The 15,603-nt window shown below is 72.1% G+C and carries 14 protein-coding genes; 8 read left to right on the top strand and 6 right to left on the bottom strand.

Annotation, left to right across the window (positions count from 1 at the left end; translation table 11 throughout):
• The first annotated feature begins 433 nt into the window (after nucleotides 1–433).
• Nucleotides 434–2,095 (top strand): hypothetical protein, encoded by a 1,662-nt coding sequence (locus OG514_RS05240; protein ID WP_266891328.1) that lies wholly within the window; start codon nucleotides 434–436, stop codon nucleotides 2,093–2,095.
• Nucleotides 2,096–2,224: 129 nt separating this feature from the next.
• Here the strand turns inward: OG514_RS05240 and OG514_RS05235 are convergent, their stop codons facing one another.
• The 3 genes from OG514_RS05235 to OG514_RS05225 form a co-directional block, all read right to left on the bottom strand.
• Nucleotides 2,225–2,347 carry a hypothetical protein gene (locus OG514_RS05235; RefSeq protein ID WP_266891326.1) on the bottom strand — a complete coding sequence of 41 codons (123 nt, stop codon included), beginning with the start codon at nucleotides 2,345–2,347 and terminating at the stop codon, nucleotides 2,225–2,227.
• Nucleotides 2,348–2,471: 124 nt separating this feature from the next.
• Complete coding sequence (locus OG514_RS05230; protein ID WP_266891324.1) at nucleotides 2,472–3,104, bottom strand: class I SAM-dependent methyltransferase; 633 nt, start codon at nucleotides 3,102–3,104, stop codon at nucleotides 2,472–2,474.
• A gap of 46 nt (nucleotides 3,105–3,150) precedes the next feature.
• A complete protein-coding gene (locus OG514_RS05225; RefSeq protein ID WP_266891322.1) occupies nucleotides 3,151–3,312 on the bottom strand; it encodes an ATP-binding protein in 162 nt (53 codons plus the stop codon).
• Nucleotides 3,313–3,450: 138 nt separating this feature from the next.
• On the opposite strand from OG514_RS05225, the gene OG514_RS05220 reads away from it, so the two are divergent.
• The 3 genes from OG514_RS05220 to OG514_RS05210 all read left to right on the top strand — a co-directional run bounded on the left by OG514_RS05220 (nucleotide 3,451) and on the right by OG514_RS05210 (nucleotide 6,637).
• Nucleotides 3,451–3,726 (top strand): DUF397 domain-containing protein, encoded by a 276-nt coding sequence (locus OG514_RS05220; protein WP_266891320.1) that lies wholly within the window; start codon nucleotides 3,451–3,453, stop codon nucleotides 3,724–3,726.
• A 2-nt stretch (nucleotides 3,727–3,728) separates the two neighbouring features.
• Nucleotides 3,729–4,151: a hypothetical protein gene (locus OG514_RS05215; RefSeq protein ID WP_266891318.1), complete on the top strand. Its 423-nt coding sequence runs from the start codon at nucleotides 3,729–3,731 to the stop codon at nucleotides 4,149–4,151.
• A 287-nt stretch (nucleotides 4,152–4,438) separates the two neighbouring features.
• A complete protein-coding gene (locus tag OG514_RS05210) occupies nucleotides 4,439–6,637 on the top strand; it encodes a DUF4157 domain-containing protein (RefSeq protein WP_266900753.1) in 2,199 nt (732 codons plus the stop codon).
• 143 nt (nucleotides 6,638–6,780) lie between these two features.
• Here the strand turns inward: OG514_RS05210 and OG514_RS05205 are convergent, their stop codons facing one another.
• On the bottom strand, nucleotides 6,781–7,227 hold the full coding sequence (locus OG514_RS05205) for a DUF4259 domain-containing protein (protein WP_266891316.1): 447 nt from the start codon (nucleotides 7,225–7,227) through the stop codon (nucleotides 6,781–6,783).
• A gap of 149 nt (nucleotides 7,228–7,376) precedes the next feature.
• On the opposite strand from OG514_RS05205, the gene OG514_RS05200 reads away from it, so the two are divergent.
• The 4 genes from OG514_RS05200 (at nucleotide 7,377) to OG514_RS05185 (ending at nucleotide 13,661) form a co-directional block, all read left to right on the top strand.
• On the top strand, nucleotides 7,377–9,608 hold the full coding sequence (locus tag OG514_RS05200; RefSeq protein WP_266891314.1) for an acyl-CoA dehydrogenase: 2,232 nt from the start codon (nucleotides 7,377–7,379) through the stop codon (nucleotides 9,606–9,608).
• 12 nt (nucleotides 9,609–9,620) lie between these two features.
• Entirely contained in the window at nucleotides 9,621–10,817 is a 1,197-nt protein-coding gene (locus OG514_RS05195) for a lipid-transfer protein (protein WP_266891312.1), read from the top strand.
• Nucleotides 10,818–10,891: 74 nt separating this feature from the next.
• Nucleotides 10,892–12,355, top strand: a complete 1,464-nt coding sequence (locus OG514_RS05190) for an MFS transporter (protein ID WP_266891310.1) — start codon at nucleotides 10,892–10,894, stop codon at nucleotides 12,353–12,355.
• Nucleotides 12,356–12,374: 19 nt separating this feature from the next.
• Nucleotides 12,375–13,661, top strand: coding sequence for a phospholipase D-like domain-containing protein (locus tag OG514_RS05185; protein ID WP_266891308.1), 1,287 nt, complete (start codon nucleotides 12,375–12,377; stop codon nucleotides 13,659–13,661).
• Nucleotides 13,662–13,671: 10 nt separating this feature from the next.
• Here OG514_RS05185 and OG514_RS05180 read toward each other — a convergent pair whose 3' ends face one another.
• Together OG514_RS05180 and OG514_RS05175 are read right to left on the bottom strand one after the other, a co-directional pair.
• Nucleotides 13,672–14,304: a response regulator transcription factor gene (locus tag OG514_RS05180; protein ID WP_266900752.1), complete on the bottom strand. Its 633-nt coding sequence runs from the start codon at nucleotides 14,302–14,304 to the stop codon at nucleotides 13,672–13,674.
• A gap of 126 nt (nucleotides 14,305–14,430) precedes the next feature.
• Nucleotides 14,431–15,603, bottom strand: a complete 1,173-nt coding sequence (locus OG514_RS05175; protein WP_266891306.1) for a sensor histidine kinase — start codon at nucleotides 15,601–15,603, stop codon at nucleotides 14,431–14,433.

The raw sequence follows: 15,603 nt of genomic DNA, 5'->3' as shown, positions 1-15,603 counted from the left end.
GCATGGCCCACGAGGGGGAACCGTGGTGGGGGAAGAACCGAACGACGCACGTCCCGAACCGAACGACGCACGTCCCGAACCGAACGACGCACGTCCCGAACCGTCCGGCGCACGTCCGGAACCGTCCGACACGCGTCCCGAACCGTCCGGCGTACGTCCGGAACCGTCTGACCGGCCGCCTGTCGGAGACGGCCGGGTGCCGGACCCGCGGACTCCCGCGGCACCGTGGGAGGCGCCACCCGCGCCACCCGCGCCCGCAGCGCCCGCACCACCCGCCGCGCCGGTCGCGTCGCCGCCCACGCTGAGCTTCGGAGCGCCGCCGGCCGCCGCCGCTGCGGCTGCCGCCCATGGCGCGCCGGCCGGGGGCGATCCCGGCCCCGCCGCCGCGTCCGGCCACGCTTCCGGTCCTGCCTACGGTCCTGCTCAGGGCCCCGTGCCCGCGGCGGGTCCCGCCGCGGCGCCCGGCTGGGCCGGTGCCGGGACGCCGCCGCCGCCCGGCACCCCGCCCGGCTACGGGCCGCCGGGTTACGGCCCGCCCGGGTACGGCCCGCCCGCCGGGGACGGCGGGCAGCCGCCCGCGCAGCCGCCCGGCGAGGCGAACGGCGCACAGGCCGCCATGATCGGCCTGCTCAACCTCTCCTGCCTGGGCCTCGGTTACGTCCTCCTGCGCAACTGGGTCGGCGCCGCGATCTGCTGGATCGCCACCGCCGCCCTCCTCGTCATGGCGCTCCCCGCCGACGTCGACGGCGTGCCCCTCGGGCTTCTCGTCGGCTACGGCGCCTTCCTGTTGCTCGCCGCCGCCGACGGCGCCAGACGCGGGCTGCGCGCCACCCTCAGCATCGGCGCCTCCTTCCGCCGCCTCGCGCTGCCGCTCGCCCTCGTGCTGCTCGCCGTGCCCGCGGGCGGCTCGCTCGCGTACGGGGCGGCCCGCGACGAGGCGAAGGAGCAGGCCCTGCTCGAACGCCTCTCGGCGGCGGACGCGCTGGTCGAGACCGCCGACGACGGCCTGACCTTCGACAAGGCCGAGCCGACCTACCGAAAGGCGCTCGCCACCTACCAGGAGCTCGGAACCAGGCACGCGGGCTCGCGGGCCGGGAAGCTGGTCCCCGCGCGCCTCGACACGTACTACGAGACGGTCTCCCGCCCGTACGCGAAGAAGGCGTACTGCGAGGCCGTCGCACCGCTCAAGCACCTGCGCGGGCTCGCCGGCGACGGCACCGTCGACAAGGAGCTGCTCGGCGTCCGGCCCGCCAAGACCGACGAGCCGCTGGCCGAGTCCCTCTTCAAGTGCGGGACGGACGCGCTCGGCGTGGAGGCCGCCGACCCGCCGGCCAGCGAGAGCCTCAACGCGCTGTACGACACGTTCCCGAAGTCGGCCCAGGCGACCCGTGTCGAGCCGGCGGTCCGCGCGGCGATCAAGACCCGGACGACCGCCCTCACCGGCGGCGCCACTCCGTGCGAGACCACCAAGGAGCTGCGCGCGCTCCACTCCTCCGTCGACAACATGACGGACCCCGCCCTCGAAGACGCGTCGAAGGAGGCCGCCGGCGCGGTCCAGCGGGGCGACTTCGCCTGCGGGACCTCGCAGTTCAAGAGCAAGGCGTACGACGACGCGATCAAGACCATGACCCAGTACGCCAAGGACTACCCGAGCAGCCCGGACGCGGCGCACGCCCGCTCCATCGCCATCGCCGCCGAGATCGCCGACGAGGAGCCCGCGGCGGGCAAGAAGCTGCCCTCGGCCGACGTGCCCGGCGGCGCGCGGATGGTGATGGTGGTCAGCAACGACGGCCCGGGTGAGGTCGAGCTGCTCTACACCGGTCCGATGACCGGCAAGGTCACCCTGAAGGCATGCGGGACCTGCACCAAGTACCCGGGACCGATCTTCTCGCAGGGCAAGAAGATCAAGGCCTGCACCGGTCCGTCCTCGAAGTACCCGAAGGCGACCCTGCTGCTGCCCGCCGGCGACTACCACTTCCTCCAGAAGCGGGCCTCGACCGGCACGTCCACGGCCGGGGACACCAAGACGAGCAAGGCGAAGATCGAATCGGGCTACAGCTACACCAACTGCCTGTACGTGACCTCGGGGTTCTGACCCGACCCCCGCGAGGCGCCTTCACCCGACGGCCGTCACCTTCCGAGGTGGCGGCCGTCGGGCTGTCGGGCCACCAGGAGGCCAGGAGGCCGGGAGGCCGGGAGGCCGGGAGGCCGGGAGGTCGGGAGGTCACTCGCCCCAGTAGATGACCTCGGTCTCCCACCAGCCGCCGTTGTTACGGTCGAACAGCCGGACGTTGCACGACGTGTGGGAGTCGCGGCCGACCCCGAACGTGTAGGTTGCGCGTCTCACCCGCCGAGATCCAGAACGCCCCGTCGGAGCCCCACCAGCCCGCCTCGGTGCCGCCCCTGCAGACCAGGTGCGTCCCGTCGTCATTCCTGGGACACGGGACACGGGACACGGCCGCGGACGACGGTCAGCCCAGGCGGCGCAGGACCCGCAGCGAGTCGGTGACCGAGATCTCCTCGAAGTCGCCCGACTCCAGCGCGCGGAGGTAGATCCGGTACGGGGCCTGGCCGCCGTCCTCCGGGTTCGGGAAGACGTCGTGGATGAGGAGCAGGCCGCCGGGGGCGACCTTGGGGGCCCAGCCCTCGTAGTCGTTGGTGGCGTGCTCGTCGGTGTGCCCGCCGTCGATGAACACGAGACCGAGCTGCCCGCCCCACACCTTCGCGACCTGCGGCGACCGCCCGACGACGGCGATCACGTGCTCTTCGAGCCCCGCCTTGCGCAGCGTCCGCCGGAAGGTCGGCAGCGTGTCCATGAGCCCGACCTCCGGGTCGACCACGGTCTCGTCGTGGTACTCCCACCCCGGCTGCTGCTCCTCGCTGCCCCGGTGGTGGTCCACGGTCACGGCGACCGTCCCCGCCTGCCGGGCCACGTCGGCGAGCAGGATCGTGGAGCGCCCGCAGTACGTGCCGACCTCCAGGAGCGGCAGCCCGAGCTTGGCGGCGTCCGTGGCCGCCTCGTACAGCGCGAGGCCCTCCCCGACGGGCATGAAGCCCTTCGCGGCCTCGAAGGCGGCAAGGATCTCGGGCTCGGGCACGGACATGGTGACTCCTACTGGCGGGTACGCGGGTACGGGCGCCCATCGTGCCCTACGCGTCGCACTCGAACCACACCGTCTTCCCGCCGGCCCGCTCCTCGGCCCCCCACCGGTCCGTCACCGCCTCCACCACGACCAGCCCCCGCCCACCCTCGTCCAGTGGATCGGCCGCCTTCGCGAACACGGCTCCGGGCACCCCGTTCGCGACCTCCACCCGCAGCCCGTACGGCTCCCGCAGGACCAGGACCGAGCACCGCCGGCTGGGTGTCCGTCAGTTACGCTCGGCTGCAAGCCTCGGCCGTCTCCCGGGAGGCATCGGCGGCGCTGATCGAACGCGTGATGAAGGAGCGGTATGGGCACCAGCCAGGTCCTGCGGTGGCGTAAGTCGTCCTACAGCGGCCCCAACGGTGGCGAGTGCATCGAGTGCGCCCCGCTCGGCCCCGCCGCCTGGCGTAAGTCCTCGTACAGCGGCGACAACGGCGGGCAGTGCATCGAGGTGGCCGACCTCACCGCCCACATCGCCGTCCGTGACTCCAAGAACCCCGAAGGCCCCGCCTTCCTCGCCACCCCCGCCGCCTTCACGGCCTTCGTGAAGGCCGCCGTCGACGGGCGTATCGGCGGTCGCTGATCATGGCGACCCTCATAGGGACGATGATCCTCGCCATCGGCCTGCCGGCCTGGGCGGGGATCACCTACGTCGGGCTGGTCCGGGCCCGGCGGGGTGACGAACTACCCCAGCCCCGGCTGCCCCGGCCCGGCCGCTCGCCCGCCAGGACGGCCGCCTGGGTCGCCGGGCTCGCCTACCTCGCGGGCGGGGCGGTGCACGTGTACGGACTGTCGTACCTGCCGTTCCTCTTTCCTGACGACGCCTGCTATTTCGGCGTGGGGATCAAGGACTACCCGGACTCCAGCAGCGCGCTGCCCGTGAGTCTGGTGTGCCACGGCATCGAGGTCGTTCCGTGGTGGGTCAATCCGGGCCTCCTCGTCCTCGCGGTGACCGCCGTCGGCGCGACCGTGACGAGCGTCGTCCTCAGGCTCAGGCGTCACCGCTAGGGGAGCGCGGGAACCGTCCTGAATGGCCCGTCCGGTCAGTTTTGCCCGTTCGGCCAGTTCATGCTGCCCCGACGCACCTGGCGTCGGCGGTTCCCGGCGGCGTATCCAGAAGGAGCCGACGAACCCACGCCACCAGAGAGATCCCCGTGCGCGATCACGAGAACGCCAAAGCCGCCGAGGCCGACAGGGACGGTATCTCCTCCCGCAAACCCGAGCGGTCGCTGTCCGGACAGCAGTTGGGCCTGCTGGGTCTGCAAGCCGCGGCCGGCAACGCCGCGGTCGTCCAGATGCTCCGTCAGGCCGGTCACCCCTGGGCCGCGCCCGAACCGCATCAGCACGGCGGTGGTTGCGGGCACCAGGCGGAGCCACCCACTGTGCAGCGCTCCGCCGTCCACGATGTGCTGCGCTCCGGCGGGCGTCCCCTGGACGAGGGCACCCGCAGCGACATGGAGGCGCGCCTGGGCGCGGACTTCTCCGATGTGCGGATCCATACGGACGCCGCGGCGAAGGCCTCCGCGACCGAGGTCGGGGCCCGGGCCTACACCTCCGGCAACCATGTCGTCATCGGCGACGGGGGCGCCGACAGGCACACCCTCGCCCACGAGTTGACCCATGTCATCCAACAGCGCCAAGGGCCGGTCGCCGGAACCGACAAAGGCTCCGGCCTGAAGGTGTCCGACCCGTCCGACCGTTTCGAGCGAGAAGCGGAGGCGAATGCGCGACGTGCGCTGTCGGGCTCGGCTCCGTCGGGGGAAGTCGCGCCGCGGAGTGACGTCCGGCCGCCGCCGGCTCAGCGTTCCCTTCAGCGCGCGACCCAGGAGACGTCGTCGTCCGCCATGGCGCCACCCCCCGTGACGATCACGCAGGTATCCACGGCCGCGGCCGGGCCGTCTTTCGGTATCGAACTCCGTAGCAAGGCGGATGCGCAGCAGCATCAGCTCACGAAGGACAACACCCTCGTCGTAGCCGCAGGGCACTCCGGCGACATGTACCACATCCGGGCTGCCATGCTCGTCGACAGGAACCTCAAGCTTGTCATGTACGGCCTGTTGGACGACTTCAACGAGACTGAGGACAGTGCGAGGATCACTGAAAGGGTGGGCAATACCGAGCGGGCGGAGGCGAGTTCGGGTCAGAGTTCTCAACGCTCGGTACAAGAATACAAGGACGAACTGAAGCGCCTCCAAATCGAAGCGGGGCAACGAGCGGGCGCAGCCGGCGCCGACAAGGTGGCGGTCAAGGCGGAATACAAGACAAGGATCGACGCGTTCAAGCAGGGCGAGGTGACCCGTGTGGAGACGGAGCGGGCGCGACTTGCGGAAACGATCAGGGTAAGGGCCGGAAGTGAGATCGACCGCGAGAGGGGCGAGCGCCCCGCAAAGAAGGCGGCCCTCGACCGGAAGGCGTTGGGAATGTTCCAGCTCAACGCGGATCTGGGGCCCGGTCGGATCTTCTACACCAAGAAGACTTCGGGGGAAGGGCTCGGGCTCGATCACGGTGGTGGGGAGAATCTCGCCACCGAGCAGTTCAAGCAGGCCATGCTCACCGAGGGAACGTGGGCCGGAGCCGACGGCGGCGCGGAAAAGCTTGAGCGGTTCTACGAGGAGTACGCGGCCCCGGACACCGCTACCGAGCAGGCGTTCGAGGCGGCGTGTGGGAACCCCGCTCACGTACTGAGCAGGTTCCGGGAGGGCGTCCCGTACGTCATCGTGAACTTCCGGGACAGCGGTCATACGGGGGAGGGGAACGCCCCCGCGCTCGACACCGGCCGGGAGGGCCTGGCGCAGATCCAGAGCATGGTCGAGGCGAATGCCGCGCTCGGGGCCGGGGTGAAGGCGGTCCCCATCGGCGGGTTTCCGGCTCCGGGCAGTGTCGACGGGCCGCACCTGCTCGAATACTGGCGATGGCCCGAGGCGAGGGACCGCCGCGCCCAGCTCGCACTGCTGAGGTTCCTCAAGAAGAAGTTCAACATCCTCGGCGCGGTGGGAATGCGCAGTGGCGTCACCGATCAGTTCGCATTCGCGGGAATCAAGACCCTGTCCATCGACATATCCCCGTCCCGGTCCATGGCCGCGGAGGGCGCGATCGACGACAATGCGAAGGTGGAGGAGTACCCGTCCAAGGGCTGGGAGCGTGGCGGCAAGCTGGAGGCGGTCTTCGGCCCGAACTACGGACGGGCATTCCTCGGCCAGGCCCGGGAGAATGACGGGGCCAGTAATGATCCCCATTGGGCAGGCCCCTTCGGGGAGCAGGATCAGGGAATGATCCGCGACGCCTTGGGATTCTATTTCGGCTCCGAGAGCACCACGACCGAACCCAGGGCGACGGATGAGGAGTTCCGGCACTCGTCCCACCCGCTGCATCAGAGCAGTCGTGATGCACTCGAAGGCAGCTCCGTACTGGGGCCGAAGAAGAAGAAGGCGATCCGTAAGAGGATCGAAGAGCAGCTGAAGCAGGACGAGAAGGACAGGGCCCGCAAGGGGTAGTCGCGCCGCAGGCCTGACGCGTTCTCGCGCGGTGAGGTGTGCGATGCGCTGAGCGGCCGGAGCGGAGCGTGGAGGCGGGCACCGATCTGACGGGCGGACAGGTCGATGCCCGCGTCGGGCCTGTGTCGGGGCCCGTGTCGGCGTCAGGCGTCCGTCACGGTGTCCGCACCCGCACCCGCATCCGCGTCCGCCCCGGCCAGTACCGCCCGCAGCTTCCGTACTCCCTCCTTCCACTCCTCGCCGTCCGACTCCTCCCAGAGTTCGAGGAGTTCGGAGGGTTCGGTGAGGATCCGGTCCAGGGAGGCCGCGGCCTGCGGGCGGAGTTCGGCCGGGAGGGGCGGCAGGGGGTCCTTCGGGCCGTACGCGGTGGTGACCGGGTCGCCGGCCGGGCACTGGGACGCGACCAGGGCCGCCGAGGCGATCGCCTCGACCGCCACGTCCGCGTCCAGGTACTCGTCGCCGGTCTCGATCACGTCGCGGAAGGTCGTGCGCAGCACCTCCGCCTTCTTCTCCGCCGGGGCCTCGTCCACCCGGTACGAGAAGTCGGCGGCGGTGTCGTTGTCGAAGGGGCCGATGTCCCAGGTGCCCATGGCGTGCTCGCTCTCTCCGTGCTCGGTCGTTCAGCTGTACCGACAGCGTGGCAGGCACCACTGACAACGCCCGATCTGTCGCGCCCCGGGACCACGCGACCCCGTATCTGACCTTCCGTCAGAATGGAACGTGTTCTAGTCTGCCGCGCATGGGCATCGCCATCACGCACGAACAGCGGGAGCTCGCCCGATCCGTCCGGGGCTGGCTCACCCGCGCCGTACCTCCCGAGGAAGTCCGTAAACACCTGGACGTCCCCGACACCGCCACCGGCCGTCCGGCGTACTGGGACGCCGCCGCCGAGCAGGGGCTCCTCGGGCTCCACCTTCCCGAGGAGTACGGGGGAGGGGGCGGCGACCTGGGGGACCTCGTCGTCGTCGTGGAGGAGGCCGCCAGGGCCCTGCTGCCCGGGCCCCATCTGCCCTCCGTGCTCGCCGCCGAGCTGCTGCACCGGGCCGGGCAGGGGGAGCTGGCCGCCGCCCTCGCGCGCGGGGAACGCATCGGGGCCGTCGCCCTTGCCGGAAGCGGCCTCGACACGACCGGCCCCGAGGCCGGCACCGGCCCCGGCAGTGACAGGGACGGCGGCATCGGCCCCGGTACCCTCACCGCCGTCCGTACCGCGAGCGGCTACCTCCTCGACGGCGCCGCGCCCCCCGTCCTCGGCGGCGCACAGGCCGACCTCGTGCTCCTGCGGGCCGCCACCGCCGACGGCAGCGTCTGGCTCGCCGTCGACACCGACGCCCTCGCCGTCCGCGCCCACGAGAGCGCCGACCCGACCCGGCCCACCGCCGAGATCACCGCCCGGGCCAGTCACGTCCCCGCCGCCCGTGAGCTCGCCCTCGACACCGCGCTCGTCCACGACCTCGCCGCCGTCCTCTTCGCCGCCGACGCCTGCGGCACCGCCGCCCGCGCCGTCGAGACCGCCGCCGAACACGCCCGTACCCGCGAACAGTTCGGCCGCCCCATCGGACAGTTCCAGGGCGTCAAACACCTCTGCGCCGACATGCTCGTCCGGCTCGAACAGGCCCGCGCCCTCACCTGGGACGCCGCCAGAGCGGGGGACGACGACGCCCGGCCCCTCACCGCCGCGCTCGCCGCCGCCACCGCCCTCGACACCGCGTACACCTGCGCCAAGGACTGCATCCAGATCCTCGGTGGCACCGGCTTCACCTGGGAGCACGACGCCCACCTGCTGCTCCGCCGCGCCCTCGTCGCCCGCCAACTCCTCGGCACCGGCGACCGGCACCGGCTCGCCGCCCTGCGGCACGCCGCCGCGGGCGTCCGGCGCGGCCTCCGGCTCGACCTGCCGCCCGAGGCCGACGCGTACCGCGCGGCCGCCCGGGAGGCCGTCGCCCCCGCCGCCGGCCTCGACCCGGCCGCCGCCCGGCGCGCCCTCGCCCCCACCGGCTACGCGGCCCCGCACCTCCCGGAGCCGTACGGTCTCGGCGCCGGCCCCCTCCAGCAGCTCGCCGTCCAGCGGGAACTGGACGAGGCCGGGATCACCGTCGCCGGACTCGGCATCGCCACCTGGGTCGTACCGTCCCTCCTCGCCCACGGCACCCCCGCCCAGCAGGCCGAGCACCTCGGCCCGACCCTGCGCGGCGAACGCCTCTGGTGCCAGCTCTTCTCCGAGCCAGGCGCCGGCTCCGACCTCGCCTCCCTCCGGACCCGCGCCGAACGCACCGAGGACGGGCGCTGGCGGATCAACGGCCAGAAGGTGTGGACGAGCGCCGCCCAGTGGGCCCACCACGGCATCCTGCTCGCCCGGACGAACCCCACCGCCCCCAAGCACAAGGGCCTCACGTACTTCCTCGTCGACATGCGGAACACCCCCGGGATCGACATACGGCCGCTCAAGGAGATCACCGGGGACTCCCTCTTCAACGAGGTCTGGTTCGACGACGCGATCCTCCCCGCCGACGCCGTCGTCGGCGAGGTCGACGACGGCTGGCGGGTCGCCCGCAACACCCTCGGCAACGAACGCGTCCACATGGCCGACCAGGTCGCCTTCGACACCGGCCTCGAAGCCGTCATCGCCCGGGCGGACCGGGCCGACAGCTCCGTACGCGTACGGATCGGGGCCCTGCTCGCCGAGGCGCACGCGCTCGCGTGCATCGGTCTGCGCACCACCCTGCTCCAGGTGTCCGGGCTCGAACCAGGCGCGGGCGCCAGCGTCCGCAAGCTCGTCCAGACCCTCCACCAGCAGAAACTCGCCGAACTCACCCTCGAACTCCTCGGCCCCGAAGGCGCCGTGCGCGAGGGCCCCGGCGAACGGGCCGTCCACGGACTGCTCATGTCCCGCTGCCTCACCATCGCGGGCGGCACCACCCAGGTACAGCTCAATGTCGTCGCCGAGCGGCTGCTCGGCCTGCCGCGAGACTGAGGGGGAACCGAGATGACCACCAAGGCGTACGTCGTCGGGGTCGGGATGACCAAGTTCGAGAAGCCCGAGACCCGGGACTGGCAGTACTGGGACATGGCCAAGGAGGCCGGAACCGCCGCCCTCGCCGACGCGGGCGTCCCCTACGCGCGCGTGGAGCAGGCCGCCGTCGGCTACTGCTTCCAGGCCTCCACCGCCGGACAGCGCGCCGTCTACGAACTCGGGCTCTCCGGCATCCCCGTCTACAACCTCAACAACAACTGCGCCACCGGCTCCACCGCCCTCATGACGGCCCGCCAGTTCGTCGAGGGCGGCATCGCCGACTGCGTCCTGGCGCTCGGCTTCGAGAAGATGAGCCGCGGCGCGCTCGGCGGCGGGTCCGGCGCCGGGGACTTCAAGACCTCGCCCGTCGCCCGGCACTACGGGATCATGGCCGCCGGCCACGGCTTCGAGGCGAGCCCGCCCACCGCCCAGATCTTCGGCAACGCCGCCCGCGAGCACATGGAGCGGTACGGGACGACCGAGGTGCAGCTCGCGGCCGTCGGCGCCAAGAACCACCAGCACTCGGCGAACAACCCCAACGCCCAGTTCCAGGACGTCTACACCGTCGACGAGATCCTCGCCGCTAAGACCGTCCATCGGCCGCTCACCAAGCTCCAGTGCTCGCCCACCTCGGACGGCGCGGCGGCCGCTCTCGTCGTCTCCGAGCGCTTCGTCGACGAACACGGACTGCGGGGCCGGGCGGTGGAGATCGCCGCGCAGGCGATGACCACCGACACCGAGGAGTCCTTCGCCTCCGGCTCCTGCATCGACGCCGTCGGCCGCCCGATGTCCCGGGCCGCCGCCCGGCAGGTGTACGAGCGCTCCGGGCTCGGCATCGAGGACGTCGACGTGATCGAACTCCACGACTGCTTCTCCATCAACGAACTCCTCACCTACGAGGCACTCGGCATGTGCGAGGAGGGAGCCTCCGGCAAACTCGTCGAGTCCGGCGCCACCACGTACGGCGGCCGCTGGGTCGTGAACCCCTCCGGCGGACTCATCTCCAAGGGCCACCCCCTGGGCGCCACGGGCCTCGCGCAGACCGCCGAACTCGTGTGGCAGCTCCGGGGCGAGGCGGCGGCGCGCCAGGTGACGGGGGCGCGGGTCGGGCTCGCGCACAACATCGGACTCGGCGGGGCCGCGGTGGTGACGCTGCTGCGCAGGCCGTAGGTCGAAGGGCCTAGTCCGGTGGCGGGACCTTCGACGTATGTACGGGTCGAGGGCGGTCTGCGACCATGACATCCATGCCGCAGACCGACTCCGTACGGACGACACCCGCCTCCGACCCCATACGTACGCCCCGCCCCTGGACGGTCGTCCTGACCGCCTGCGCCGGGCAGTTCCTCGTCGTCCTCGACGTCTCCGTCGTCAACGTGGCGCTGCCCTCGATGCGGACCGACCTCGGACTCTCGGCGCTCGGCCTGCAATGGGTGCTCAACGCCTACGCGATCGCCTTCGCCGGCTTCATGCTGCTCGGCGGACGCGCCTGCGACCTCTACGGGCGGAAGGCGATGTTCCTGCTCGGTCTCGGGCTCTTCACCGCCGCCTCCGTCGCGGGCGGCCTCGCCCAGGAGGGCTGGCAACTCGTCACCGCCCGCGCCGTGCAGGGCCTCGGCGCGGCCGTCCTCTCGCCCGCCACGCTGACCCTGGTCACCAGCGCCGTCCCGGCCGGGGCCGCCCGCACCCGGGCCATCGGCACCTGGACGGCGGTCGGCGCGGCCGGGGGTGCGGCGGGCGGCTTCGTCGGCGGTCTCCTCGTCGACCTGCTGTCCTGGCGCTGGGTCCTGCTCATCAACGTCCCCGTCGGCGCCCTCGTCCTCGCGGGCGGGCTGCTCTGGCTCCGGGAGTCCCGCACCGGCGCGGGCCGCCGCCTCGACCTGCCCGGCGCCGTCCTCGTCACCGCCGGGCTCGCCACCCTCGCGTACGGCATCGTCCAGACCGAGGAGGCGGGCTGGACGGCCCCGGCCACCCTCATGACCCTCTTCGGCGGCCTGGCGCTCCTCGGCGTCTTCGTGGTGGTGGAGGCGCGCACGGCGGAGCCGCTGATGCGGCTGAAGATCTTCCGTACGCGCACGGTGACGGCGGCCAACGTGGCCATCCTGCTCTGTGGTTCGAGCTCCTTCAGCATGTGGTTCTTCATGACCACCTACGCGCAGAGCGTCCTCGCGTACACCCCGCTCCAGGCCGGTCTCGCCCTGGTCCCCAGCTCGCTCGCCGTCGTGCTGGGCTCCAAGCTGGCCCCGCACCTGATGCCGTCCGTCGGCGCCCGGAACCTCGCCGTCCTCGGCGCCCTCGTCGGGGCGGCGGGCTTCGCCTGGCAGTCGACCCTCACGGCCGACGGCACCTTCCTCGGGACGATCCTGGGCCCCGGCATCCTGATGATGGCCGGCCTCGGCCTGGCCACCACGCCCCTGGCCGCCCTCGCCACCTCCAGCGCCGCCCCGTCCGACGCGGGCCTCGTCTCGGGCCTGGTCAACACCTCCCGCACGATGGGCGGTGCCCTCGGTCTCGCGATCCTCTCCACCATCGCCGCGGCGGCCACTCCCGCCCTCGCCACCTCGGGTGCGGCGGACCCCTCGTCCCTGGTCCCGGGCTACGCGACGGCCTTCCGCACGGCGACGGCGATCCTCATCGGGGCGGCGGTGCTGATGTTCCTGTGGCTGCCGAAGCACGCGAAGTCCGCGCAGTCGGCGGGGCGCCGCGGGTGACCCGGGTGACAATGCCCGCGTGATATCGATCAAGAGCAAGTTCAGAACTGCCGCGACCGCGCTGGCCGTCGGCGCCACCCTGGTGGTCGCGCCGTCGGCCTCGGCGGAGCCGGTCCTGGCCGTGACCACCGGCGCCGTGTTCAACGACCCCAACAGCACGGACGCCTCCGCCAGGGGGCGGATCCTCTCTCACCTGGCGGGCCTCGTCGACGGTGCGGAGGCGGGGTCGACCATCCGGATCTCCCTGTACCTGTTCCACTCCGTGTACCTGGCCAACAAGCTGGGCGACGCCCACAAGAGGGGCGTCTCCGTCCAGGTCGTCGTCGACGACGACAGCAGGTCCACGGGGCTCGACACCCTGAAGACCCGGCTGGCGGACCCGGCGGGCAGCCCCGGCTCCTGGGTCCGCGGCTGCAAGGCGGAGGAAGCCTGCCTGGCCCTGGACCCGGGCACCACGGCGGCGGACCCGAACGGCACGTACGACAACGTCAACCACAACAAGTTCTTCCTGTTCTCCCGCACCAAGGGCAAGGGCACCGTCCTGGTCGACAACGTCGTGGTGCAGTCCTCCGCGAACCTCACCAGCAACGACACCGACGACTGGTGGAACGACGCGCTGACCGTCGCCGACAACGCGGAACTGTTCGGCGCGTACACCGGGTACTTCGACGACCAGGCGGCGGCCGCCATCGGACAGACGCCCCAGGTCGCGGACTACGCGCACGACACCCAGGCGGGCAAGGCGAAGGTCTACTTCTTCCCGCGGTCCAGCACCGACACGGTCGTCAACATCCTCGGGACGGTGGCGCCGGTCGGCACCCCGGACTCCTGCGCGGGCAACTCCCCGGGCTTCGGCACCGCGGATGGCCGTACGAAGATCCGTATCGCCCAGGGCCACATCACCCGCACCGAGGTGGCCAGGAAGCTGTGGGAACTCGCCAACGCGGGCTGCGACATCGAGGTCGTCTACCGGTCGCTCGACAACTGGACGGCCGGCGACCAGCCCATGGGACAGGTAGCCAACTGGCTGACCAGGCCGGTGACGGGCAAGGGCCGCATCACCCTGCACCAGCTCGACAACGACAAGCGCGGCGGCTCCGACTCCCACACCAAGTACCTGCTGGTCGAGGGCACGTACTACGGCGGCGTGGACAAGAAGATCGTCTTCACCGGCAGCCACACCTACACGACGACGGCGCTCAAGTACAACGACGAGGCGCTGCTCAAGTACGAGGACGCGACGGTCTTCGACGCGTACGTGGGGAACTTCGAGGCCCAGCGCGCGGCCGCCCTCGCGGGCCTGTAGGCGACAGGACCTACAGCCACCCCTGCTGACGGGCCGCCCTGACCGCCTCCATGCGGTTGCGGGTGCCCGTCTTGCCGATCGCCGACGACAGGTAGTTCCGGACCGTCGACTCCGACAGGTGGAGGGTCGCGGCGATGTCAGCGATCGTCGCGCCGTCCACCGCAGCCGCCAGGGCGTCCCGTTCGCGGGCCGTCAGCGGGTTCGGCCCCGCGCCGAGCGCCGCCGCGGCGAGGGCCGGGTCGATCACCGTCTCCCCGCGCAGGACCCGGCGGATCGACTCGGCCAACTCCTCCACGGGGCCGTCCTTCACCAGGAAGCCCGCCGCGCCCGCCTCCATCGCACGACGGAGGTAGCCCGGACGCCCGAAGGTCGTGAGGATGAGCACCCGGCAGTCGGGGGCCTCCGTCCGCAGGTCCGCCGCCGCGTCCAGGCCCGAGCGGCCCGGCAGCTCGATGTCGAGCAGCGCCACGTCGGGCCGCGCGAGCAGCGCCGCGTCCACGATCTCGTCACCCCGCCCGACCTGCGCGACGACCTCCATGTCGTGCTCCATACCGAGCAGCAGGGCCAGCGCCCCGCGCATCATGCCCTGGTCCTCGGCGAGGAGGACTCTCACAGACTTTCCCGGGCGGTGGTCCTGCGGCATCTCGGTCACCATCAAAGGGTAGGACGGACGGCTCGCTGGACAGGGGTGGTGCGCCGCCCGGAGTGACCGCATGAGCAACACGCCGCTTCCCATGGGCCCGATGCCGAGGGGCATCAGGACGCCGGATCAGTGAGCTCGGTCTTCCTCGCAGGCGGGCGGGCCGGGGTTCTCCGCGGGGAGCTCCGCGGTGACCCGGAACCCGCCCCGCGGAGCCGGTCCCGAGTCGAGAGTGCCGCCCGCCGCCGCGACCCGCTCGCGCAGCCCTCGTAGGCCGCTGCCCGGGGTGGCGTCGGGGGCGACGACCGGGCCCCGGCCGTCGTCGGTCACCGTGAGGCGGACCCGGTCGGTGGTGCCGTCCAGGGCGATCACGCAGCGGGACGCGCCGCTGTGCCGTACCGCGTTCGTCGTGGACTCCCGCACCACCCAGCTGAGCAGGGCCTCCGTCTGCGGTTCCAGGAGCGGGCCCGAGCGGCGTACGACCGGTTCGATGCCGGCCGAGGAGAGCGCGTCGCGCGCCCGGTCCAGCTCGGTGGCGAGGCTGCCCTCGCGGTAGCCGGTGACGGCCTCCCTGATCTCGGTGAGCGCCTGGCGGCCGACGGACTCGATGTCCGTGACCTGGGCGAGTGCGGCGTCGAGGTCGTGGGGCGCCAGGCGGCGTACCACCTCGGACTTCACCACGATCACCGAGAGCGTGTGACCGAGCAGGTCGTGCAGGTCGCGGGAGAACCGCAGCCGCTCCTTCTCGACGGCCGCCCTGGCCAGTTCCTCCCGGGTCGCCCGCAGCTGCCGGACCGTCTCGTCCAGGGCGAGGATCGCCGCCGTCACCATCACCGAGATGAACGTGCCGTACACGACGCCGGCGGAGTCCCAGCCGTCCCGCCAGAACGTCACCACGCCCACCGCGACGACCAGCGGGAGGGTGATCCACCGCAGGAGCCACCCGCGTCGCACGACCGCCCCGACCGCGAGGCCGAGCAGCGGGAAGAGGAGCAGCCACTCCCGCCCGTAGCCGATGGCGAGCCCGAAGGTCAGTGCGCCGAGGGCGGCGAGCAGCCCCCAGGTCAGGGGCGCCTCCCGGCTGGGCGGGTGGAAGGCGCGGATGACGATCGCGATGTAGAGCGTGTTGAAGGTGAGGAGGCCGAGGGCGCCGATCCAGGGGTTCGGGGCCTCGCCCCCGAGGAGGTGGGAGAGCGCGCCCAGGCCCATGAGCAGCCACGGGAGGAGGCTCAGCCCGTTCGGGCCCCGGTCCGGTAGTGCCCGCGCGCGTGCGGCCGCGACGCGTCCCCAGTGTCTGCACAT

The organism is Streptomyces sp. NBC_00572, from assembly GCF_026341815.1.
Taxonomy (GTDB): Bacteria; Actinomycetota; Actinomycetes; order Streptomycetales; family Streptomycetaceae; genus Streptomyces.
Note: the sequence above shows the minus strand (reverse complement) of the source record. Positions and strands in the feature narration are given on the sequence as shown.

Coding starts and splice junctions, on each gene's coding strand:
- OG514_RS05200 (WP_266891314.1), top strand. CDS start 7,377: ATGGGCATCGCCATCACGCACGAACAGCGGGAGCTCGCCCGATCCGTC.
- OG514_RS05215 (WP_266891318.1), top strand. CDS start 3,729: ATGGCGACCCTCATAGGGACGATGATCCTCGCCATCGGCCTGCCGGCC.
- OG514_RS05230 (WP_266891324.1), bottom strand. CDS start 3,104: ATGTCCGTGCCCGAGCCCGAGATCCTTGCCGCCTTCGAGGCCGCGAAG.
- OG514_RS05190 (WP_266891310.1), top strand. CDS start 10,892: ATGCCGCAGACCGACTCCGTACGGACGACACCCGCCTCCGACCCCATA.
- OG514_RS05210 (WP_266900753.1), top strand. CDS start 4,439: ATGCTCCGTCAGGCCGGTCACCCCTGGGCCGCGCCCGAACCGCATCAG.
- OG514_RS05175 (WP_266891306.1), bottom strand. CDS start 15,603: ATGTGCAGACACTGGGGACGCGTCGCGGCCGCACGCGCGCGGGCACTA.
- OG514_RS05220 (WP_266891320.1), top strand. CDS start 3,451: ATGGGCACCAGCCAGGTCCTGCGGTGGCGTAAGTCGTCCTACAGCGGC.
- OG514_RS05205 (WP_266891316.1), bottom strand. CDS start 7,227: ATGGGCACCTGGGACATCGGCCCCTTCGACAACGACACCGCCGCCGAC.
- OG514_RS05195 (WP_266891312.1), top strand. CDS start 9,621: ATGACCACCAAGGCGTACGTCGTCGGGGTCGGGATGACCAAGTTCGAG.
- OG514_RS05180 (WP_266900752.1), bottom strand. CDS start 14,304: ATGCCGCAGGACCACCGCCCGGGAAAGTCTGTGAGAGTCCTCCTCGCC.